Raw genomic sequence first — 21,691 nt, forward strand, 5'->3', positions numbered from 1 at the left:
CGACGCCGCTGGAAGTGCGCGAAGATGAATCGCAACCAACAATCCACAGATGCACTGTGCGCAGCGTCACGCGCGCTGCGTTTGCGATGAGTAGAGGCATCGATAGCGGCACAGAACCGCCACGCTTGAGCGGTTGTGACAACACGCCGCAGTGCGCACTTGTACGCAGGTGCCTATCCGTTGCGATGCATCCACCCGCATGAAATGCTCTTCGCGCTGTCATCGAAAACAAGAGGCGAAGGAATGATCCAGCTCGACGAAGCACGCCGTCGCGTGCAGGCTGCACTTGCCAGCGACGATGAGTCGGTTGCCATCACGCACGAGCATGAGATGGTCGAAGGCTGGCTGTTCTGCTTCCAGTCGCTGCGCTACCTGCAATCCGGCGAGATCTCGGACGCACTGGCCGGCAATGGCCCGATCTTCGTCGACAGGCATACGGGTGAGCAGCACGCGCTGGGCACGGCGTACGCGCCGGAGGAGGCTGTTCGCCGGCATTTGGCCCTGCGGCACCCACCATCCGATGTTGCGGCGATGGATGCCTGAGTTCAGCAACGAAAAAGGGACGGAGCCTTCGCTCCGTCCCCCTGCGTGATGCGCAGTCCACCGCTGCATGACGCTCAGGTTTCGCGCAGCGCCGTAGTGATCGGCAAACGCGCCGCGCGCAGCGCCGGGAACAGGCCGCCGACCAGGCCGATGCCCAGTGCCCATTTCAGGCCGGTCCACAGCAGTTCCGGTGATACGTGGAACTTGAACACCACCGCGCTGAAGTTGCTGCCGATGGTGGACACGCTGTAGCCATTGAACAGCAGCCATGCAACCGCACAGCCGAGCAGGCCACCGAGCAGCGCCAGCAGCATCGTTTCCAGCATCACGGCCGTCACCACCGGCAGGCCGCGGAAGCCGATCGCACGCATGGTGGCGATTTCGCGGGCGCGCGTGGCCACGGCCGCATACATGGTGTTGAGCGCGCCGAACACCGCACCGACCGCCATGATCGTGCCGATCACCTTGCCCAGAATGTCGATCAGCTTGGTCAGCCCGCCGCCCTGCTTGCTGTAGTAGACGCGGGTGGTTTCCACGTCCAGCTTCAGGCGTGGGTCGGCAGCGACGGCCGCCTTGAACTGATCGAAGCCGGCCTTGCCATCGGTACGCACGCTGATCGACTGCCAGGCGCTGCGCTGGTAGGTGGTGGCCAGCGTATCGGCGTCGGTCCACAGTTCCGAATCATGCGCATCGCCAGTGGCGAACACGCCCACAACGGTCCAGGCCTGGTTGCCCAGGGTCAGCGTCCTGCCGACCTCCATGTCGCGGAACTGGCCCTTGGCGCCCTGGCCGACCACGATCTCGCGCAGCCCGGTGGCGAACTTGCGGCCCTCAACGATCTTGACCTTGTCATGCACGGCCCATGCCTGCGGGCCGACGCCGCGGAACTGCGCGTTGACGTCGGTGCCATCGGACTTGGACACCAGGTTGACCACCTGCGACAGTTCCGGTGACAGCAACGGCCGGCCCTGCGCATCGCGGCTGATGCCGGGCAGGGTGGACAGCATCGGTACCTGTTCGCGGGTGATCACCGAGTTGGTCTCGGCCTGCGAGCCACCGCGCAGCACGATGGCAGTGGTGTCATCGCCGGTGTTGTTGAGCGTGGCCTGGAAGCCTTCGCCCATCGCCAGCATCGCCACCAGCACGCCGACCACGCCAGCGATGCCGACCACGATCACCGAGGACGCGCCCCAGCGCTGCGGCAGGCTGGCAACGCCGATGCGGGTGGCGGCCAACGCCAGCCGTCCACCGCGGGTCAGCAGCAACCACAGGGCCACCAGCACGGCCACGGCCAGCACGCCGATCCACGGCAGGCTGATCCACAGCACCAGGCCGACCGCCAGCAGCAGCACCGTCACGCCGTTGCCCAGCCACTTCTTGAGTTTGCTCTTGAACATGTCTGTGTTCTCCTCAGCGACCGGCCAGTGCGTCGACGATCTTCAGGCGCTTGGCACGCAGCGCTGGCAACAGGCCGACGATGATGCCGATCACCACGATCAGGCCCAGCCCCATCAGCCAGGTTGGCGTCGGCACGTGCGGCGGCAGCATGCCCATGCTCTTCGGGCCGATGGCCGGCAGGATCAGGGCGGCCAGGCCCATGCCGATCAGGCCGCCCAGGCCGATCAGCAGCACCGACTCCACCATCACCAGGGTCAGCACAGTGCTGTCCTTGAAGCCCAGCGTTTTCAGCGTGGCCAGCTCCGGCACGCGCTCGCGCACGGCCTGCGCCATGGTGTTGCCGGTCAACAGCAGCAGGGTGAAGAACACCGCGCCCATGATCGAGGTGACGATCATGCCGATATCCGCGAACTGCTTGACGAAGGCCTGCTGGAACGCCGATTCGGTCTGGGTCTTGGTCTCGTGGTCGGAGTTGGCCGAGATCGCATCGATCGCCTGTGCCACCCGCGAGGAATGGTCCGGGTTGTCCAGCGTCACCGTGTACCAGCTCACCTGGTTCTTGATGTAGTCGTTGGATTCATCGAAGTACTTCCAGTTCATCATCAACTGGCGTTCTTCGTTGGCGGCCAGCGCACGGTCCTTGGAACGGTAGATGCCCTTGAGCACCAGCGGCCAGTCGTTGCTGCCGCCACGCGGGAAGATCGTCGCCTGCAGCGGGATGGTGTCGCCGATCTTCCAGCCGAACTGCTTGGCCAGGGTTTCGCCGACGATGGCGCCGGTGCGGGTCTGCTTCCAGTCCTCCAGTTGTGCCGGATCGATCTGCAGCTCGCGGTAGACATCGAAGTAGTTGGGTGACACCGAGAAGTTGGGGAAGAAGTTCTTCGGGTCCTGGTAGATGCCGCCGAACCACATGCCATAGGCCACGTCGCGCACTCCGGCGACCTGGCGGATCTGGGTTTCCAGGCGGATCGGCAGCGACTGGGTGATCGACAGCCGCGACGCCACCACCAGGCGGTTGGCGCCTTCCACGCTGCCACCCGACGAGAACGCCACCCGCACCGAATCGAGCATGCCGAACAGCAGGAACGCGGCCACCACCGACAGCAGGGTCAGCAGGGTGCGGGTACGGCTGCGGAACAGCTGTGCCCACACCAACGAGAAGTATTTCATCGCTGTGGCCTCCGTCAGTGGGCCAGCGGCGCGTCGGCCAGCTCGCCCTTGTCCAGGTGCACCGTGTGCGTGGCGTACTCGGCGGCCTTCGGGTCATGGGTGACCATGATGATGGTCTTGCCGTGCTCGCGGTTGAGCTGCTGCAGCAGGCCGAGGATCTCCTCGGCCGATTGGCGGTCGAGGTCGCCGGTTGGTTCGTCGCAGATCAGGAAGGTCGGATCGGAGACGATCGCGCGGGCGATCGCCACGCGCTGCTGCTGGCCGCCGGACAGTTCATTCGGGCGGTGGCTGCGGCGGTCGGCCAGGCCGACCAGGGTGAGCGCGATCTCGGCATTGCGGCGGCGCTGCGCCGCGCTGAGGTGGGTCAGCAGCAGCGGCAGTTCCACGTTCTTCTGCGCGGTCAGCATCGGCATCAGGTTGTAGAACTGGAACACGAAGCCGACATGGTGACTGCGCCAGGTCGACAGCTGGCCGCCACTCATCTGGTCGATGCGCTCGCCCTCGATGCTGATCTCGCCGCCAGTGGGGCTGTCCAGGCCGCCGATCAGGTTGAGCAGGGTGGTCTTGCCCGAACCGGACGGGCCCATCAGCGCAACGAAGTCGCCGCTGGCGATGTCCAGGTCGATGCCGTGCAGCACCTGCACTTGCTCGGGGCCACGCTGGTAGGTCTTGGTGATGTTGCGCAGTGAAACCAGGGTCGACATGGGTGGTTCTCCACGGGAAGCGGGAAACGGGGAAGCGCACCTGCGGTGGCCGCAGGCGTGCGTCGAGCGATGCTGCCGGCCGCGCCCACGGGCGCCAGGCCGTTACTGCGCTTGTTTCTGTTGCACCTTGGCGCCATCGCGCAGCGTGTCGGGTGGGTTCACCACCACCGGCTCACCTGCGCTCACGCCCTTGAGGATCTGGCGGTCCTTGCCCATCGCCTGGCCGGCCTCGACCGTGCGCTGCTGAACGCGGTTCCCGTCACCCAGCACGAAGGCCACCGAGGCACCGTCGCGCTGGACCACGGCGCCGCCCGGCACGCGCACGCCCTGCGGCTTGGCGGCCGCCTGCGGCTGCGCCTGTTCCAGGAAGCTGACCCGCACGCCCATCTCCGGCACGATGCGCGGGTCTTTCACCTTCAGCGCCACGCGCACCTTCACCGTGGCCTTGCCGCGGTCGGCGGTGGGGATGATGGCGATCACCTCGCCGGGAATCTTCCATTCCGGGTAGGCGTTGAGCGTGGCTTCCACCGGCATCTTTGGCTGCACGCGGCCGATGAAGGCCTCGCCGACCTCCACTTCGATCTCCAGCGAGTCCATGTCCACGATGGTGCCGATGCCGGTACGGGTGAAGCCACCACCCGCCGACAGCGGCGAAACGATCTCGCCGGGCTGCGCCGCCTTGGCGGTGACCACGCCGGAGAACGGCGCGCGCACGATGTTGTTGTCCACGCCCAGATCGGCGATGGCCAGCTGATCGTTGGCAACCTTGACGTTGCGCTGCGCGGTATCCAGCTGCGCACGCAGGCTGTCGCGCTGGGCCACGGCCTGGTCGTACTGCGAGCGCGAGACCAGCTGCTGGCCAACCAGCGCCTGCAGGCGGCTGGCTTCGGCGGCGGCCTGCCTCTGCTGCGCCTCCAGCCCGGCGACCTGGCTGCGTGCGGCCTGCAGCTGCGAGGCGTACAGGCTGCGCTGCGCGTCGGCATCGATCGGGTCGAGCGTGGCCATCACCTGGCCAGCCTCGACCCGCATGCCTTCTTCGATCATCACCTCGCGCACCTTGCCGGTGATCTTGGCCGATACCGTGGCCATGCGCCGGGCGACCACGTAGCCACTGGCGTCGAGCACCGAGCTGCTGGCGCTGCCCTGCTGGATGGCCACGGCGGGAGCGGTTTCCACCTCTACGGCCGGTGCGCGGCCGAACAGGTAGGCCACGGCCGCGGCGACCAGCAGCACGACCACGATGATCGCGATCCACAACCAGCGGCGACCACCGCCATTGCCTCCGGAGGCCGGCGGCGGCGACTTGCGGTCGATACGGAGTTCCTTCAACAGCTCGGCAGAAGCGTTCATTCGTTCCATCACAGGCGTTCGGGCGGGTGTGGCCGGAAGCGCGGACGACGGCGGTTCCGGCGGTGGAGCGTGCGGCACAGCATGAAGGCAGGCACAGCGATGACGGCAGTGACAGCTGTCATCCGATGACACTGACGGCGGCAACTGCGAAATGTGACCACGACGGCACAGGATGGCAACGTCTCCGCTACCGGTACCGCCCATGGATCCGATCGCCCTATTGCCGGCCCGCCGCAGCGGCGCCGCCAAGCGTACCGTGATCTGCGCTCGGCTGCGCCAGTGCCGCCCAGCCGACGGTGGCGCCTGCGCGCAGGCGGCTGAACTGGCATGATCGGCGGCGATCGTCCCCGCCTGGAACCGCCCGTGCCGTCCATCTGGCTTGCCTCGCTGCTGCGCCCCGCGCCCGACTCGGCGGTGGCCGATACGCTGCGCCGGGGAAAGTCCCCCTGGGGCGAGGCAATCCACCTGCTGTGGTCAGTGTGGATCTTCCTGACGCCCTTGCTTGGCCATGGCTTCACCCTGCGCTGGCTGCTGCTGACGCTGGCCAGCTATCCGGTGTTCCTGCTGCTGTACGCCAAGGTGATGGTGGCGCCGCGCCATCACGCCCCGCGCTATGCCCTGGGCCTGATCGCGATGTCGCTGGTGCTGCTGCCCTGGTACCCGTCCGGGCTGACCTACTTCGTGTTCGGCTGCGTGCTGCTGCGGGTGAGCGGTCGCGGCGGCTGGTGGCAGTATCTGCTGCAGCTCACTGGTCTGAACCTCCTGTTCTGCAGCCTCGCCCTGCTGTTCCAGTACCCGTGGCAGAGCCTGGTCTGGATCCCCGCCGTGTCCTATATCGTCGGCCTGGTCGTGAACGTGGAGGCACTCAACCAGCAGAAGGATGCGGCACTGCAGCTTTCGCAGGACGAGGTGCGGCGGCTCGCAGCCACCGCCGAGCGCGAACGCATCGGCCGCGATCTGCACGACCTGCTCGGCCACACCCTGTCGTTGATCACGTTGAAGCTGGAACTGGCGCGCAAGCTGCACGACCGCGGTGATGGACGCGCGCGACAGGAGATCGGCGAGGCCGAGGCCATCGCCCGCGAGGCGCTGGCGCAGGTCCGCAGCGCGGTCACCGGCATCCGCGCCAGTGACCTGGCCGGTGAGCTGGCGTCGGCGCGGCTGCTGCTGGAGTGCCAGCAGGTCCACCTTCAATACGCACCCCCACCGGCGATGCCGGTGGATGTCGAACGTGGGCTGGCGCTGGTGCTGCGCGAGGCCGCGACCAATATCGTGCGCCACGCACAGGCGACGCAGGCACGGGTGGAGTTCATGCTGGAGGGACGCATGCTGGCGATGCAGATCCGCGACGATGGTCGTGGCGGCGTGCAGGCCGAGGGCAATGGGTTGTGCGGCATGCGCGAACGCGTGGCCGCCCTGGGTGGAAGCCTGCAGGTGCAGTCCGCAAGGGGTGAGGGTACGGTGCTGACCGTGCGCGTGCCACTGGCCGCCGCGACCACACCGCTGCCGCCAGGCGTGCCGCCGTCGCTGGTGCAGGACGGTGCCGCATGATCCGCATCCTGCTGGCCGAAGACCAGGCGATGGTACGCGGCGCACTGTCGGCGTTGCTGGGCCTGGAAGCGGATATCGAAGTGCTGGGCAGCGCCGCCGACGGCGAAACCGCGTGGCGCATGCTGCAGCAGCTGCAGCCGGACATCCTGGTGACCGACATCGAGATGCCGGGCTTGTCCGGGTTGGAGCTTGCACAGCGCATCGCGCGTCACGAGCTGCCGATCAAGGTGGTGATCGTGACCACCTTTGCCCGCGCCGGTTTCCTGCGCCGTGCGTTGGAAGCGGGCGTGCTGGGCTATCTGCTGAAGGACGCACCGGCCGAGAACCTGGCCGAGGCACTGCGCAAGGTGAAGCAGGGCATCCGCGCGATCGACCCGCAGCTGGCACTGGATGCGTGGTCGCAGGCCGATCCGCTGACCGACCGCGAGCGTCGCGTGCTGCGGCTGGCGGGCGAGGGCCGCACCGCGAGCGAGATCGCCGAACAGCTGGGGTTGTCGCACGGCACAGTGCGCAACTATCTGTCCGAGTGCATCGGCAAGCTGGGCGTGGCCAACCGGATCGAGGCGTACCGGCTGGCGCGGCAGAAGGGGTGGCTGTAGGGGCGGCCTGCCTTTCCTGGTGATGTCGTTTCCGCGACCGCGGGTGGGTGTTACTTTCTTTGCGCGCAAAGAAAGTAACCAAAGAAACGCTCCGCCGGCCGCGAGCCGGCGCGCTTCGCACGCCGGTGCCCTGCGCTCCTCGGTCCGTCGAGGGACGGTGCGGGAACTCGCTGCGCTCAGACACCCGCACCTCTTCGCCCTCGCCGGACCTGCGGTGCTCGGCTCGCTCAAGGCGGACTTGAAGGTCAAGATCAACAGCAAGAGCATCCACGCATGGCGTGGATCTACTGGGTGCAGCTTCTGCCTTTGACGTTGGTTCCGCCTTTTAGCGAGCCGAGCATCGCAGGGGAATCAGGGGCGCAGAGGCGCCGATGTCTGAGCGCAGCGAGTTCGGCGCCGGCCCCTGATTCACCGAGAAGCGCAGGGTACCGGCGCATAGCGCCGGCTCGCGTTCTGGCGGCGTGTTTCTTTGGTTACTTTCTTTGCACGAGCAAAGAAAGTAACACCCCCCTGCGGTCGCGGAAACAACTCGCCGGGAACTCCCGGCGAACCCGATCATCACTTCTTCCCGCGCGCCATCGCCTGGAACACCCCGTCGCGACGCACCCACAGGTGGAACAACGCCGCACCCACATGCATCAGCACCGTGGCGAACAGCACATACGCCAACAGGCTGTGCGCATTGCGCAAGGCGGCATACAACGCCGGGGTGTGCGGCACGATCGGCGGCAGGTGCAGCCCTCCCCACAACACGATCGGGTATCCGCCGGCCGACAGCATTGCCCAGCCGATCAACGGCATCGCCAGCATCAGCGCGTACAGCATCCAGTGCGAGGCCTTGGCCGCTACCCCCTGCCAGACCGGCAGGTCGGCAGGCAGCGCCGGTGGGCGATGGCGCAGCCGGTTGTACAGGCGCAGCAGCGCCAGCAACAGGATCGCGATGCCCAGCGGGCGGTGCAGGTCGATCAGCGCGGGACGCAGGTGCAGCGAGGCGACCATGGTCACGCCGATGAACAGCATGGCGACGATCATCAGCGCCATGGACCAGTGCAGCACCCGCGCCAGCAGGTTGAAGTGGCCGTTGCCGGTGCTCATCGTGCGGCCTCCTTCGGTTGTTCGACATTGCCGGCGGCGCGCTCGCGTTCACGGCGGTTGAAGGACTGCGAGTACACCGCCGAGCGGGCCGCCAGGATCGGATCATTACTGCCGCGCACCCCACTGGGCAGGATCAGCGGATCGAAGTTGATCTGGCCGCAGGCGCCTTCTTCCTGCGACTGCATGCGGTCCAGGCTGAGTACGCCCGCCACTACCTGGTCACGCGACTCGGGCCACGGTACCGACGGATCATCGATGGCATCGCCGGGCTCGGCGGTGGTCACGACCAGGTTCCAGCGCACCGGGCCGTTGGCCAGGCGCTGCTGCAGTTCCTGGCTGAGGAAATCGACGCTGGCCTGCTTGCGCGCTTCCGCATCCATCTCCACCACCGGCGCCAGCGGCTGCCAGCGCCAGCGCACCGCACGCTTCTGGCCCTGCGCATTGATGAACCAGAAACTGTTGACGCTGTTGAAAGTGGTGTCGGCCCAGCTGCTGGTCCATGGCGCTGTCTTCGCCCACTGCTGGAACGCCTGCGCACTGGGGTATTTCGCCAGCACTGCCGCCATCTTCTGCGGGTCCGGCTTGCCGGTGGCCGGGTCGGGAATCGAGGCGCGGGTCTGCTCGTAGAACGCCTCGGCCGTGGGTACCGCGAAGAACGGGAAGCTGTTCATCGCCATGCGCCATTCCTGGCCATCATCGCTGACCATCTGCACCGCCAGGCTGCGCACGCGTGCGGTGTTGTCGGCGCCGTAGGGGTCGCCGCCACCGATCGACAGGCGGCCCATCACCGGCACACGCGTCTGCGAGAACACCCGGGCACTGGACAGGGTAGGGGCCTGCGCGCTGGGTTCGAACCAGCCGCTTACGCAGACGCCCTTGCTGTGTGCACGGCGGAAGCCCGGATGGGCCGGGCCGGTGGCCTCGATGGTGTCGGTGAAGCGCTGCGCGGTGAGGCGGTCGCCCATCCAGCCGGCCAGCCAGGCGAAGGCCAGCGCCACGGTACCCAGGATGAGCGCGATCAGCGCGATCCAGAGCAGGGGGGAATGCTTGCGCGGTGCGCCCGGCGTCTGGCCGGCACGGGTGTAGCCGAAGAGCGACATGGTCGGAGTCCTGCCTTCACGGAGCGTGTGGGTGGTCGACCCACACATCCTCGCAGAACCCTTCCAGGCCCGGTATTCAAATTTTCGTCAAGTTTGCCGGGGACGGCGTGCCGACCAAGGCCGGCACCCACCCGATCAGCTGTAACGCGCCTTCAACATCGCCCACGCCGAGCGCAGCGCCAGCGCTTCGCCACCGGCCGGACGGCCCGGGCGTTCACCGTCGTTCCAGGCGTACACGTCCAGGTGCGCCCAGCGCTGGCCGTCTTCGAGGAAGCGTTCCAAGTACAGCGCGGCGGTCACCGAGCCGGCCATGCGCGAACCGGCATTGGCCAGGTCGGCAATGCCGCTGCCCAGATAGCGCAGGTAGGGCCGCCACAGCGGCATGCGCCAGACCGGGTCACGGGTTGCGTCGCCGGCCTGCAGCCACTGCTGCGCCACCGTGTCGTCGTTGCTGAAGAGCGCCGGCAGATCCGGACCCAGCGCGATGCGTGCGGCACCGGTAAGAGTGGCGAAATCCAGCACAAGGTCCGGCTTCTGCTCACCGGCGAAGGTCAGCGCATCGCACAGGATCACGCGGCCTTCGGCATCGGTGTTGTCGATCTCCACGCTCAGGCCCTTGCGGGTGGCGATCACTTCGCCCGGGCGGAACGCATCCGGACCGATCGCATTTTCCACCGCCGGCACCAGCAGCGTCAGGCGCACCGGCAGTCCGCGCGCCATCACCAGGCCGGCCAGGGCCAGCGCATGCGCGGCGCCGCCCATGTCCTTCTTCATGTTGCGCATGCCGTCGGCCGGCTTGATGTCCAGGCCGCCGGTATCAAAGCACACGCCCTTGCCGACCAGCACCAGTGCCGGGTCGGTTTCCTTGCCCCAGCGCAGCACCACCAGGCGCGGCGCACGGTGCGAAGCGCGGCCCACGGCGTGGATGGCCGGGAAGTTCTGCTTCAGCAGTTCATCGCCGGTGATCGCCTCGACCTGCGCACCATGTGCATCGGCCAGTGCACGCGCGGCGTCTTCCAGCTGCTGCGGCCCCATGTCTTCGGTCGGGGTGTTGACCCAGTCGCGCACGCGCAGGCTGGCGGCGATCAGGTCGGCCACTTCGCCGGACGGTGCGGCCACCAGCTGCGCCGGGGCGCGGTTGCGCTTGCGGTAACGGTCGAAGCGGTAGCTGCCCAAGCCCCAGCCCAGCTGCAGCAGCGCATGTTCGGCGGCAGGCAGTTCATTGGCCAGCTGCCAGACACTGCCTTCCGGCAGCGCGTGCGGCGCATGCGCATAGCTGTAGGCATCGGCGCGATCACCGACACCGATCACCGCGCCGGCCAGGCCCTCACTGCCGGGCAGCAGGGCCACGCTGTGCGCACCGGCAGTGAAACCCTGCGAGGCCAGCCAGGCCTGGGTGGCGGCCGGTTGGCCGTCCTTCCAGGCGGCGAACTGCTCGCGGTCCAGCACGTACAGCGGCAGCGCCGCGGTGGTGTCGGCGGTGAAACCAGTGATCTCGCTCATGCGTCAGGTACTCCGGGATGCGGCGGCGTCGAGGTTGGCGTCCAACCAGTCGGCCAGGCCGGTGAGGGTGTCGAACTGCAGGTCCGGCTGCAGTTTCGGATGGGTCCAGGTGGCTGCTTCGCGGTTGATCCAGCACCCGCGCAGGCCGGCGGCGATCGCCCCGGCCACGTCCATTTCGGCGTGGTCGCCGACATGCAGTACCTGTGCCGGCGCCACACCCAGTCGGGTGCAGGCGGCGTGGAAAATGCTTGCCTCCGGCTTGGCCGCGCCGTGTTCGCGCGCGCCCAGCTGGAAGGCGAAATGATGCGCCAGGCCGATCCGCTCCAGATCGGCGTTGCCGTTGCTCAGCGCTGCCACCGGCACCCGCGCGGCAATCCGCGCCAGCGCATCGATCGCATCGGGATAGCACTCGACCTGATTGCGTGCGGCGTAGAACGCTTCGTACGCTGGCTCCAGCAGATCGAGGCTGGCGCCACTGGCGTGCAGCGCTTCGTGCAGGGTCAGCCGGCGCAGTGCGCTCAGGTCGTGATGGAGGTGCGGATGGGCGTGGTACAGGCGCTCGCGCAGTTCGCGCATTGCCGCCACCGGATACATCTTGGCCGTGGCGGGGCTGTTTTCACGCATCCACTCGTGCAGGACCAGGTCGATGCGGGCGCCGATCGGAGCGAACGGCCACAGCGTGTCGTCAAGGTCGAGAGTGATGGCTTGGACGGGAAAATTCACCCCGCCATTCTACGCCTGCCCGCGCGGGCTTTCATTCCAGCAGCCGTGCCCAGCCCTGCATGCCGTCCAGCCGTGCCAGCACCAGCTTGATGCAGACCAGCAGCGGCACCGCCAGCAGCAGGCCGATCATGCCCCAGGCCCAGCCGAACACCATCAGCGCCAGGATCAGCACCAGCGGCGACAGCTTCATGCGCCGGCCCAGCACGATCGGGGTCACCATCTGCCCTTCCAGAGTGTGCAGGGCCAGGTACGCGGCCGCCGGCAGCAGCGCCTGCAGCGGGTCGCGGAATTCCACGAAGCCCATCAGCAGCATCAGTGCCACGCCGATCAGCGGGCCGACGTACGGGGCAAAATTCAGCAGCGCAGCCACCGTGCCCCACAGCAGCGCCTCCTGCAGGCCGATGCCGAGCAGCATCAGCACGCCTGCGAACACCAGCCCGACCAGGGTGTTGATCACGCTGATGGTCAGCACGTAGCGCGAGACCTCGCGCTCGATCGACCGCAGGATGTCGGCGGTGAAGCGCTGCTGCTGGCGGTTCGGGAACAGCGCGATTGCCGCGCGCTGCAGGCTCTGCCCATAGATCATGAAGAACAGGGTCAGCAGCACCACGGCCAGCACCGAGGCGGCAAGCCGTGGCGCGCGGGTCAGCATGCGGTACGGGTCGTCGAGCTGGGTGCGGATCACCTGCACCTTGTGGTTGCTGTCGCCGCCGGCGACGCGCGCGAAGTTCTCCGCCGCCTGGTTGGCCTGCTGCACCGGCTTGGTCAGGTCCTGCACCTGGCGGGCGACCTTGCGCAGCTGCTGCGGGGCTTGCTGCGCCCATTCCATCGCCGGGCCGATCAATTGCACCGCCAGCGAACCGGTCACGCCCAGGCCGGCGCCGAGAATCAGCAGTGCGCCCAGCGCGCGCGGAATCCACAGTTTCTGCAGCAGGCGCAGGATCGGGTTGCCGACCAGTGCGAAGAACATCGCCAGCAGCACCGGCAGGATGATGTCCTGCGCAGCCCACAGCGTGTAGCCCACCGCCAGGGTCGCCAGCACCACCAGCGACATCGGCCCGCGTGGGCGAGACGGAGGCGGCAGCGGTGCCTCCGGGTCCTGCGGATCGGCTGGTGACAGGGACAGGGAGGACTCGCTCATCGACGCATCAGCCGGAAAGGGGAGCGCATTATCCGCCGGCCGCGATCGGCGCGGCGGATTCCATGGATCAACGTTCGGACAGTTCGGTGGCGGCTTCGGCCGGGCGCGGTTCGCGCGGCTCCGGTTCTGCGGCGGGCCGTGGCGCCGCCGCTGGCGCGGGCCGTGCGGTTGATGCCGATGCGGCCGCCTGTGCCTGTTCGCTGGCGTTGTCGGCTTCTTCGGCCGCATCGTCGGCGGTAGCCGCAGCCTGCGCCGCCATCGCCGTGGCGAACGCTGCCTGCGCACTGGCGAACAGGTTCGACACTGAACCCACCATCTGCAGCCAGCGCGCACCGTTGACCTTGCCCGGCATTTCCAGCTTGCCGGCAATGAAGCCACCGGCCAAGCCCACTACCACGATGCGTAGTGGCGACCAGCCCTGGCGCCAGACCTGGCTGAGCGTGGACCAGTGGTCCTGGGTCTCGACCAGACGCACGGTCACCACCTGTTCGCAGCGCTTCACCCGCCGCTGCAGCGCACCGAACTTCATGGCTTGCCCTCTGGCAGCTGCACATCGGCATCGGGGTCGTCTTCGCTGGGCTCGTCGAACAGGCCCAGGCGGGACAGCTGGCGCCGGGTGGCGTGCATGCCGGTGTGGTGGAAGAAGTAGGACACCCGCCAGATCGCATAACCGGTGACGGCCAGGCTCAGCAGCGAGGTGATCAGCAGGGCCTGCAGCCAGCTCAGGCCCCAGCTTTGCAGCAGGGCGATGAGGGTGGCGGCCATCAGCAGCCAGGCCGACGCACCGAACACGATCGCTACCCCGGCCCAGGCCAGTGCACGGCCGAATGCGCTGCGAGCCAGCGCGAAGTCGGCCGAGGCCAGCCGGCGCAGCGAACGCAGCGAGTGCTTGGCCGAATCGGCAGCGGCACGACCGGCCGCGCCGACCTGGCGGATGCTCTCATCCAGCGGCGGGGTGGCCGCCGGATCAGGGGCTTGCGCGTTGTCTTCGCTCACGCCGCGGCTTACTTGTCGCTGCTGCCGCGGGCCAGCTTGGCGATGATCCAGCCGGCAGCGAAGGCCACGCCGAACGAGGCCAGCGGACGTTCGCGGATCAGCTCGGCGGCGCTGTCGATCAGGTCCTTGCCCTTGTCCATCAGTGCATCGACCTGTTCCTTGGCAGCGGCCCCGCCGAACTCGGCGGCGGCCAGGCCGGACAGCGCGCTGTCGGACAGTTCAGCCTTGACGTTGGCCTTGCCGATGCGCAGTTCGTCGGTCGCGGCACCGGTTGCGCCCTTGATCGCACCGCCGGCGGCCGTGGCGGCCTGCTTCAGGTGGGAACCGGCTTCACCCAGGTGTTCCTTCAGGTTCTCGGTATTGGTGGGGCTCATCGAATCACTCCTGTTGCGATGGGGGAACGGGCGTCGGCGGTGCCGACCTGGACTGACAGCAATAGCATTGCCGGGGTATAGGGGGTGTTACGGCAGGGCGATCAGCGCATCACGAGCTGGCCCTGCTGCTGGCCATTGTTGCGCAGCACGCGCACCACCAGGGTCGGCGGGCGTTGCTGGAAATTGGCACGCCAGCTGGCCAGGTCGGCGAATTCACCCACGGTGGCGTCGGTGATGATGTCGCCCTGCTGCAGGCCGTTGCTGGCCGCGCGGCTGCCGCGCTTGACCTCGCTGACCAGCACGCCGCCGACCCCCGACTGCCGCAGCGACTCGGGCAGGTCGACGAAGGTGGCGCCGGTCAGCCGCGGGTCCAGGCTCTCGCCGGTGACCGCACGTGCCTGTTCCTTCAGCGTTGCCTTGATCTGCACGGGCTTGCCTTCGCGGCGGACGTCCAGCGTCATCGGGCTGCCGACGGCGGCCAGGCCTTCCACGTTGTGCAGGGCTTCGGCGCTGTCCACGCGTTGGCCGTTGGCCGAGACCACCACGTCGCCCGGCTTCAGCCCGGCTGCGGCAGCGGCCGAGCCGGCCAGCACGCGGGTGATCAGCGCACCACGTGTTTCGGCCAGGCCCAGTCCCTGCGCAATCTGCGCGGTCAGGTTCTGGCTTTCCACCCCCAGCGTGCCGCGCACCACCACGCCGTGCTTGACCAGCTGGTCGACCACGCTGCGCGCCAGGTTCGATGGAATCGCCAGGCCCAGGCCGATGTTGCCGGCCATGCTGCCCTGCGGGTTGAAGCTGGCGGTATTGATGCCGACCAGCTGCCCCTGCAGGTCGACCAGTGCACCACCGGAATTGCCGGGATTGATCGACGCATCGGTCTGGATGAAGTTCTGGTAGCCCAGCCCGCGGATGCCGCTGCGGCCCACCGCCGAGACGATGCCGGACGTGACCGTCTGGCTGAAGCCGAACGGGTTGCCGATGGCCACGACGAAGTCGCCGACCCGCAGCTGGTCGCTGTTGCCCAGCTTGATGTCGGTGAGGTTCTGCGCCGGAATGCGGATCAGGGCGATGTCGGTATCGCGGTCCGAACCCAGGAACTGGGCCTTGACCGTGCGCCCGTCGGCCAGTGTCACCTGCACGTCATCGGCGTTCTCGATGACATGGTGGTTGGTCAGTACCAGGCCTTCCTTGGCGTCGATGATCACGCCGGAGCCGAGCGATTCGTTGATGCGTTCCTGCGGGATGTCCGGGAACAGGCGGCGGAAGAACGGGTCGTTGAAGAAGGGATTGCGTACGCGAACCACCTGCTTGGTGTTGACGCTGACCACCGCCGGCATCGCCTTCTCCAGCATCGGTGCCAGTGACGGTACCGCCTGTCCGGCCACCGAGGCCGGCAACGCTGCGGTGGTCGGCAGGACCGCCGGCAGCGGCGCGGCGTCGGCACGGTTGTCCAGGTGGGCATTGATGCCGGTGGCAACGAAGCCACCGAAGGCGGCGGCGATTGCGAGCGTGAGCAGGGTGGGAAGCGGTCGCATGGGAGTCGGTTCGCTGGCGTGGGTGGGGGCTGTTCGGGCCTACGGTAAAACAAGCTGAATGAGTGTGTCGCGATCTGGATAAATGCGCCATGAAAACGGGGGCCTCGAAGGTGGGAGCGCGGGGGCCAAAAGCGCGGTTGTGGTGACACCCGGGCAGGTGATGGGTGCGCCACTCAAGGCCAACGCGCGCCGCACTGGCACAGGCGGATACTTGCGCAGTTCCGCGCAGGCGGGTGCCGCAATGCGCCACGACGGATGCCGGACGCTGCGTCCGTGCACGTGCGCGCGACGACGGCCAGGCAATGCTGGGTTCGCGTGGCGCAGCACTGAAAAAAAGGGGTTTGCTGCGAACCGCAGGTGGCAACGGGGGCTGCTGCGTACACCATCGGCGTCGCAACAGATGCGATTGCTGGCACATGCCCCGTTCCACGATCGTCAATGTCGGTATAGCATCGCCCCGTTTTGATACTTAAGGCCCGCAGGAGGGCAACATGAGCAACGGTAATGGTGTGTCGGTCGTGACCGACGCTGTCGAGAACGTGAAAGAAACCGCCACCAACGTCGGCGAGACCATCGCCCACGCCGCCGAAGACGCAGTGAAGTCGGTCAAGAAGACCGTCAAGCGCGCCAGCAAGGCTGCCGGTACCCGCGTTGCCAAGGCCAAGAAGGCCGTGGCCAAGGTCGAGAAGACCGTTGCCAAGAAGGCCGAGAAGGCTGCCAAGTCGGTCGGCAAGACGGTTGCCAACGCCAGGAAGAAGCTGGAAGCGGCCAAGAAGAACGCCAAGGCCGAAGCTGCTGCCCTGAAGAAGGAAGTGGCGAAGAAGAAGGCGGCTGCGGGCAAGGCCGTGACCAAGAAGGCCGCCGCTGCCAAGAAGACCACCAAGGCCGCCACCAAGGCTGCCGGCAAGAAGGTCGCCACCGTGAAGAAGGCCGCCACCAAGAAGGCTGCTGTCGCGAAGAAGACCGTTGCCAAGAAGACCACGGCCGCCAAGAAGGTGGTTGGCAAGAAGGTCGCCACCGCCAAGAAGGCTGTGGCCAAGAAGACCGTCGCCGCCAAGAAGGTTGCCGGCAAGAAGGCAGTGGCTGCGAAGAAGGTTGTCGGCAAGAAGGTTGCCGCCACCAGGAAGGTCGCCACCAAGAAGACCGCCGCCGCCAAGAAGGTTGTCGGCAAGAAGGCTGCCGTCGCCAAGAAGGCCGTTGCCAGGAAGACCACTGCTGCCAAGAAGGCTGTCGGCAAGAAGGTCGCTTCGACCAAGAAGGTCGTCGCCAAGAAGGCTGCACCGCTGAAGAAGGTCGCCGCCAAGAAGGCTCCGGCCAAGAAGGCTGTTGCCAGGAAGGCCCCGGCCAAGGCCGTGCGCAAGGTCGCCAAGCGCAAGTAATCGCGCCGTGACCGAAGGCCCTGCCGCCCACCGGGTGGTGGGGCCTTTCGCGTTTTCGGGGCGCGGTCTGGGGCAAGATGCAGATTCTTCCCGCCGGAGCCCCAGCATGCGCGGTATCGATTTCAGTTCCTGGCAGGGCGTGCTGTCCACGTTGGCCGGCCTGGTCCTGATCACCCTGCTGGGCGTGGGCATCCGCCTGCTGGTGATGCAGACCCTGCAGCAGCGTCGCGAGCGCGAGAACCGGCAGATCAACGAGCGGCTGCGCACACTGATGGCGGCCTACAAGACCCTGGGCGGTTCATTCACTGGTGAACTGGGCGTGGATCCCAGCCATCGCCGTGATCTGCGCGAGCGCGAAGCGGCCGAAGGCATCGCCGAACCGCGTTCAGATCGAACGCGCCGCATCCGCGATGCGGTCGAGGCCGCGCTCTCGGACATCCTGTTGCTGGGCACCGACGAACAGGTGCGGCTGGCCGCGCGCGCTGCCAACGAACTGGCACAGGGGCGACCGGTGCATACCCACGAACTGGTGGTCTCGCTGCGCGACTTCGTGCGCGAAGCGCTGGACCTGGCGCCGATTCCTCCCGACCTGCGGATTCCGCCGCAGGGGCCGACCCGCCCCGCTGCCAGTGGTGGCGGCAAGGGGCGCAACGATGGCGATGCCAAGGGCGGCCGTGCGGGTGGTGGCGGAGGTGGGGGCGGCGGAATGGGCGCTGGCATGGGCGCTGGCATGGGCGGCATGGGCCTCGGTGCCGGCGCCGCACTGGGCGCCGGCCATGCCGCTGCCAGCGATGAAACGGACGCGCGCTGAGCACGTCCGCCGGGTTCAGGGGGTCAGCTCGTAGATCGGCACGAAGCCGCCGTAGATCATCCGCGCACCGTCAAACGGCATCGGATTCTTCGTTGGATCAAACCGCGGGTCTTCCATCATCTTCTTCATACCGGCATCGCGGGTCGATTTGTCGGGCCATTCGATCCAGGAAAACACCACCGTCTCGTCCGGCGTGGCTTTCACCGCGCCGAAGAAATCGGTGGTCTTGCCGTGCGGCACGTCATCGCCCCAGCACTCCACCACGCGCAGTGCGCCGTACTCGATGAAGACCGGATCTCCTGTGCGTGCATGGGCGAGGAACTTCTCCTTGTTGGCGGTGGGAACCGCCAGGACGAAACCATCGATGTAGCTCATTGCCAGCCTCCGGATGGACCGTGCCACATGCACGGCCTTCAAGTACACGACGAACCAGCGCGGCGGGGATCGACATCCCGCGTACGCCTGTTCAGCCCGGGCCACCCGGGAGCGGGGCCAGCGCCGTATCCGGTGGCTGCTGGCCGGCCAGGTGGCGCACGAAGTAGTCCCACATGCGGTGCGTATAGGTGGCGTCGTTGCGGAACAGTTCGTGGTCCTGTCGAGCCAGGTACAGCAGGTCGTAGCGACGCTGGGCCTTGTTCAGGGCCGCGGCCAGCTGCAGGGTCAGCGCGGGTGGCGCGTTCTCGTCCAGTTCGCCATAGACCAGCAGCAGATGCCCGCGCAGGTTGCTGGCCAGCGCCGCATTGTCGAGACCGGCAAAGGGGGCCGGCACGCCATCGGCCATGGCTGTAGCTGGCACCACGCCACCGAACAGCCGGTCCATGCCGTGCAGGGCGCCGCCGTACATGCCCTGGAAATTGTGGCTGCCGGCCGAGGCCACGGCCACCCTGTAGAACGCGGGGTAGCGCAGCAGGGCACGCGCCGCGCTGTAGCCGCCGAACGAATGCCCATAGATGCCGACCCGCTGCAGGTCGATACCCTGGTAGCGTTCGCCCAACTGGCGCAGTGCGGCCACATGGTCATCGAGCTGTACATCGGCGCCGTGCAGGAAGCTGCTGTCATGGAATGCCTTGTCGCGGCCGCCGGTGCCGCGGGCATCGATGCTGACCACCACGAAGCCGAGCTCGGCGAGGCTGGCGCGGGATACCGGGTTCTGCGCCGAGACCGCTTCGGCATAGGTGACCGGCGCATTGCTGATGAAAGCACCGCCGTACATCGCGTCGATCACCGGGAAGCTGCCGTCATCGCGATAGTCGCGGGGCAGGTAGATGGTGGCGAAGATCGGCGTGCGCCCGTCGGCGGCCAGCAGCCGCTCGCGCCGTGGCGGCCGCCAGCCAGCAGTGACGACCGCCTGCGCATCCGCAGCCTCCAGCACCATCACTTCGCGGCCATCGTCGCTGGCGCGCAGCACCGTGCGTGGCGGCTGCGCGAGGCTGGACACCGTATCCACCAGGTAGCCACCGCCGGGTGACAGCGCTTGCGGTGCACGTCCACCGAACAGCATGCCGGTGCCCGCATCAACCAGGTGGTCGTCGCCATCGGCGGCCAGGCGCTGCACCGCTCCGCCGTGCAGCGGTACCCGGTACAGGCCACGCACGTAGGGATCGCCGCCCTCGACACCGCCGGCACTGAAGTATGCCCAATCGCCTGCGCTGTCCACGCCGAGCAGGTCCCGCACCGCCCACCGGCCGCCGGTGAGCTGGCCCATCACCTTGCCGTCGGACAGGCGCACCCGGTACAGATGGCCCCAGCCATCGCGCTGCGAGAACCACACGGCGGTGTCCCGGCCGGGCAGGATTGCCACCGCTGGCCGGTTGTAGGAATACACGTTGAGCTGCAGGCGGGTATCACTGGACTCCTCCAGCACGGTGCGCAGCGCACCGCTGCCGGCGTCGATCTCTACCAGGCGCAGGCGCCGTGGCATGCCGAAGTGCGCCATCGCGGCGTACAACCGGCCACCGTCCCAGCCCAGGATGCCCGCCTCGCTCAGGATGTTCCAGCCCTCGGGCAGGGTGATGTCCTGCTGCCGGCCGCTGCGTACATCGACGATGTACAGGCTGTCGCGCACCTGCTGTGCATCGCCCAGTACCCCCAGCTTCACGGTGTGCACGCGTGGGCGCGCGCTGTTGGCCGGCGTGCTTTCCAGATAGGGGTAGTCCTGCAGCGCACGCTCGTCGTAGCGGATGCCGGCCACGTAGCGGCCATCCGGTGACCAGCCGACCGCAAACGGCCGCACCGGCATCCGGCCCTGGCGGCGCGGAATGCCGCGGAGGGTGAAGTCCGGCAGTACGCCATAACCATGACCGGGTTCGCCGCCGGTGGTCAGTGCCCGTGCTGCCGTTCCGGGCGACTGCAGCCACAGATTGTGGTCGCGCACCTGCAGCCAGGCATCGCCAGCGGGCGAAAGCAACGCATCTGCCGGCGGCATCGCATCCTGCGACGGCGCGCATTGCCAGCGCGGCCACCGGCAATCGATCGGCGCCTCGCCGCTGAATCGCAGGCGCAGGCCATCGTCGGTTGCCTGCACGCTGGCCAGTCGCAGGCGTGGCCCGCTGGCACCGAAGGGCGCCACCGCGCTGTCCAGTGCGGCGGGCTCGAACAGGACCTCGCCAGTGGCCTGTAGCGGGTCGACCAGTACCGCCTGGCGTCGACCGCGTGCATCCTCGCGCTCATACCAGAAGCGGCCATCGGCCAGCCAGTTCGGCACGACCGAGGCATTGCGCAATGCACCGCGCAGGTGGCTGTCGTGCACGCGCTCGGCGCGCTGGTAATCAGAAGGCTGCAGTGGCTGAGCCGATACAGTGGAACACCCGTCGATGAAGGCGAGGACGACAGCGCAGAGCGGGAACCGCAGCGGGGCAGGCACGTGCAAGGCAACCTCCTGTTGCAAGGGTCAGCGGAACTCGAATGCACGCGCGCCGCGCGCGTATGCCAGATACAGCCTGAATCAACCCAAAAAATTCAGCAATGCGAAGGCTGCTGTTTTCAGGGAGCGTTGTGGCGAATAACGGAGAATTTACATTCCCGATGCGATGGCGCCCTGGCGCTGCTGCACACCATAAGAAAGTAAAGGTGTACCCCCATGAAGAATTCGCTGATTGCTCTGGCCCTGGCCGCCGCCCTGCCGTTCACCGCCTCGGCTGCTGAGAACCTGTCCTACAACTACGCCGAAGCCGACTACGCCAAGACCGACAACGACGCGTTCAAGTCCGACGGTTGGGGTGTGAAGGGTTCGTACGGCTTCCTGCCGAACTTCCACGCTTTCGGTGAGTACAGCCGTCAGGAATTCGACCACACCAACGTCAAGCTGGACCAGTGGAAGATCGGTGCCGGCTACAACGTTGAAATCGCTCCGAGCACCGACTTCGTTGCCCGCGTTGCCTATCAGAAGCTCGACCAGAAGCATGGCCTGGACTTCAACGGCTACAGCGCTGAAGCCGGTATCCGCACTGCCTTCGGCGCCCACGCCGAGGTCTACGGCATGGTTGGCTACGAAGACTACGCCAAGAAGCACGGCGTGAATCCGGAAGGCCAGTGGTACGGCCGCCTGGGTGGCCAGGTCAAGCTGAACCAGAACTGGGGCCTGAACGGCGAACTGAAGATGAACCGCGACGGCGACAAGGAATACACCGTCGGCCCGCGCTTCAGCTGGTAACTGCTGTTCCGGCGCGCCTGCGCGCTGGAGGCGTCTCGACAGGCCCGGCTCTTGCCGGGCCTGTTGC

Annotated in this window: 22 protein-coding genes; 7 read left to right on the top strand and 15 right to left on the bottom strand. The window is 67.3% G+C overall.

What is annotated here, in order from left to right; genetic code table 11:
- Positions 1 to 243: 243 nt before the first annotated feature.
- On the top strand, positions 244 to 543 hold the full coding sequence (locus tag PEM_RS19910) for a YrhB domain-containing protein (protein ID WP_111128922.1): 300 nt from the start codon (positions 244 to 246) through the stop codon (positions 541 to 543).
- Between the two features lie 74 nt (positions 544 to 617).
- On the opposite strand, the gene PEM_RS19915 is transcribed toward PEM_RS19910, so the two are convergent.
- The 4 genes from PEM_RS19915 to PEM_RS19930 all read right to left on the bottom strand — a co-directional run bounded on the left by PEM_RS19915 (position 618) and on the right by PEM_RS19930 (position 5,165).
- The gene (locus PEM_RS19915) at positions 618 to 1,940 is read right to left on the bottom strand and encodes an ABC transporter permease (RefSeq protein WP_119706162.1); all 1,323 of its coding nucleotides are present in this window, start codon (positions 1,938 to 1,940) and stop codon (positions 618 to 620) included.
- Between the two features lie 13 nt (positions 1,941 to 1,953).
- Positions 1,954 to 3,111, bottom strand: coding sequence for an ABC transporter permease (locus PEM_RS19920; RefSeq protein ID WP_111128924.1), 1,158 nt, complete (start codon positions 3,109 to 3,111; stop codon positions 1,954 to 1,956).
- A gap of 14 nt (positions 3,112 to 3,125) precedes the next feature.
- A complete protein-coding gene (locus tag PEM_RS19925; protein WP_005420572.1) occupies positions 3,126 to 3,815 on the bottom strand; it encodes an ABC transporter ATP-binding protein in 690 nt (229 codons plus the stop codon).
- A 102-nt stretch (positions 3,816 to 3,917) separates the two neighbouring features.
- The gene (locus PEM_RS19930) at positions 3,918 to 5,165 is read right to left on the bottom strand and encodes an efflux RND transporter periplasmic adaptor subunit (protein ID WP_111174938.1); all 1,248 of its coding nucleotides are present in this window, start codon (positions 5,163 to 5,165) and stop codon (positions 3,918 to 3,920) included.
- A 202-nt stretch (positions 5,166 to 5,367) separates the two neighbouring features.
- On the opposite strand from PEM_RS19930, the gene PEM_RS20570 reads away from it, so the two are divergent.
- Genes PEM_RS20570 through PEM_RS19940 form a run of 3 tightly spaced genes read left to right on the top strand, consistent with a single transcriptional unit; the run spans position 5,368 to position 7,315 of the window.
- Entirely contained in the window at positions 5,368 to 5,496 is a 129-nt protein-coding gene (locus PEM_RS20570) for a hypothetical protein (protein ID WP_255313029.1), read from the top strand.
- Positions 5,493 to 6,716: a sensor histidine kinase gene (locus PEM_RS19935; protein WP_111128927.1), complete on the top strand. Its 1,224-nt coding sequence runs from the start codon at positions 5,493 to 5,495 to the stop codon at positions 6,714 to 6,716. Before PEM_RS20570 ends, PEM_RS19935 begins: the two co-directional genes overlap by 4 nt.
- Entirely contained in the window at positions 6,713 to 7,315 is a 603-nt protein-coding gene (locus PEM_RS19940; RefSeq protein WP_005420563.1) for a response regulator transcription factor, read from the top strand. Before PEM_RS19935 ends, PEM_RS19940 begins: the two co-directional genes overlap by 4 nt.
- A 558-nt stretch (positions 7,316 to 7,873) precedes the next feature.
- Here PEM_RS19940 and PEM_RS19945 read toward each other — a convergent pair.
- The 9 genes from PEM_RS19945 to PEM_RS19985 form a co-directional block, all read right to left on the bottom strand.
- Positions 7,874 to 8,410 carry a cytochrome b gene (locus tag PEM_RS19945; protein WP_065178987.1) on the bottom strand — a complete coding sequence of 179 codons (537 nt, stop codon included), beginning with the start codon at positions 8,408 to 8,410 and terminating at the stop codon, positions 7,874 to 7,876.
- Positions 8,407 to 9,510: a catalase family peroxidase gene (locus PEM_RS19950; RefSeq protein WP_111128929.1), complete on the bottom strand. Its 1,104-nt coding sequence runs from the start codon at positions 9,508 to 9,510 to the stop codon at positions 8,407 to 8,409. Before PEM_RS19950 ends, PEM_RS19945 begins: the two co-directional genes overlap by 4 nt.
- 135 nt (positions 9,511 to 9,645) lie before the next feature.
- Positions 9,646 to 11,013 (bottom strand): M17 family metallopeptidase, encoded by a 1,368-nt coding sequence (locus PEM_RS19955; protein WP_111128931.1) that lies wholly within the window; start codon positions 11,011 to 11,013, stop codon positions 9,646 to 9,648.
- Positions 11,014 to 11,016: 3 nt separating this feature from the next.
- Positions 11,017 to 11,736 carry an HAD-IA family hydrolase gene (locus tag PEM_RS19960; RefSeq protein WP_005420554.1) on the bottom strand — a complete coding sequence of 240 codons (720 nt, stop codon included), beginning with the start codon at positions 11,734 to 11,736 and terminating at the stop codon, positions 11,017 to 11,019.
- A 31-nt stretch (positions 11,737 to 11,767) separates the two neighbouring features.
- Complete coding sequence (locus tag PEM_RS19965) at positions 11,768 to 12,877, bottom strand: AI-2E family transporter (protein WP_111128932.1); 1,110 nt, start codon at positions 12,875 to 12,877, stop codon at positions 11,768 to 11,770.
- A 67-nt stretch (positions 12,878 to 12,944) separates the two neighbouring features.
- On the bottom strand, positions 12,945 to 13,406 hold the full coding sequence (locus PEM_RS19970) for a hypothetical protein (protein ID WP_005420550.1): 462 nt from the start codon (positions 13,404 to 13,406) through the stop codon (positions 12,945 to 12,947).
- Positions 13,403 to 13,873, bottom strand: a complete 471-nt coding sequence (locus PEM_RS19975; RefSeq protein ID WP_004153834.1) for a phage holin family protein — start codon at positions 13,871 to 13,873, stop codon at positions 13,403 to 13,405. Before PEM_RS19975 ends, PEM_RS19970 begins: the two co-directional genes overlap by 4 nt.
- Before the next feature lie 8 nt (positions 13,874 to 13,881).
- The gene (locus tag PEM_RS19980) at positions 13,882 to 14,247 is read right to left on the bottom strand and encodes a hypothetical protein (protein WP_004153835.1); all 366 of its coding nucleotides are present in this window, start codon (positions 14,245 to 14,247) and stop codon (positions 13,882 to 13,884) included.
- A gap of 101 nt (positions 14,248 to 14,348) precedes the next feature.
- On the bottom strand, positions 14,349 to 15,782 hold the full coding sequence (locus PEM_RS19985) for a Do family serine endopeptidase (RefSeq protein ID WP_005420544.1): 1,434 nt from the start codon (positions 15,780 to 15,782) through the stop codon (positions 14,349 to 14,351).
- Between the two features lie 491 nt (positions 15,783 to 16,273).
- Here PEM_RS19985 and PEM_RS19990 point away from each other — a divergent pair, with 491 nt between their 5' ends.
- Both PEM_RS19990 and PEM_RS19995 read left to right on the top strand, forming a co-directional pair.
- Positions 16,274 to 17,161 carry a hypothetical protein gene (locus tag PEM_RS19990; RefSeq protein WP_005420542.1) on the top strand — a complete coding sequence of 296 codons (888 nt, stop codon included), beginning with the start codon at positions 16,274 to 16,276 and terminating at the stop codon, positions 17,159 to 17,161.
- 106 nt (positions 17,162 to 17,267) lie between these two features.
- Positions 17,268 to 17,972, top strand: coding sequence for a hypothetical protein (locus tag PEM_RS19995; protein ID WP_111128935.1), 705 nt, complete (start codon positions 17,268 to 17,270; stop codon positions 17,970 to 17,972).
- Positions 17,973 to 17,987: 15 nt separating this feature from the next.
- Here PEM_RS19995 and PEM_RS20000 read toward each other — a convergent pair whose 3' ends face one another.
- The gene (locus PEM_RS20000; RefSeq protein WP_069138035.1) at positions 17,988 to 18,347 is read right to left on the bottom strand and encodes a DUF1428 domain-containing protein; all 360 of its coding nucleotides are present in this window, start codon (positions 18,345 to 18,347) and stop codon (positions 17,988 to 17,990) included.
- A gap of 91 nt (positions 18,348 to 18,438) precedes the next feature.
- Positions 18,439 to 20,841, bottom strand: coding sequence for a DPP IV N-terminal domain-containing protein (locus PEM_RS20005; protein WP_111128937.1), 2,403 nt, complete (start codon positions 20,839 to 20,841; stop codon positions 18,439 to 18,441).
- A gap of 210 nt (positions 20,842 to 21,051) precedes the next feature.
- On the opposite strand from PEM_RS20005, the gene PEM_RS20010 reads away from it, so the two are divergent.
- Complete coding sequence (locus PEM_RS20010) at positions 21,052 to 21,624, top strand: Ax21 family protein (protein WP_005420534.1); 573 nt, start codon at positions 21,052 to 21,054, stop codon at positions 21,622 to 21,624.
- Positions 21,625 to 21,691: the final 67 nt, after the last annotated feature.

Origin of the sequence: Stenotrophomonas sp. Pemsol, assembly GCF_003586545.1 — a bacterium.
Lineage (GTDB): Bacteria > Pseudomonadota > Gammaproteobacteria > Xanthomonadales > Xanthomonadaceae > Stenotrophomonas > Stenotrophomonas sepilia.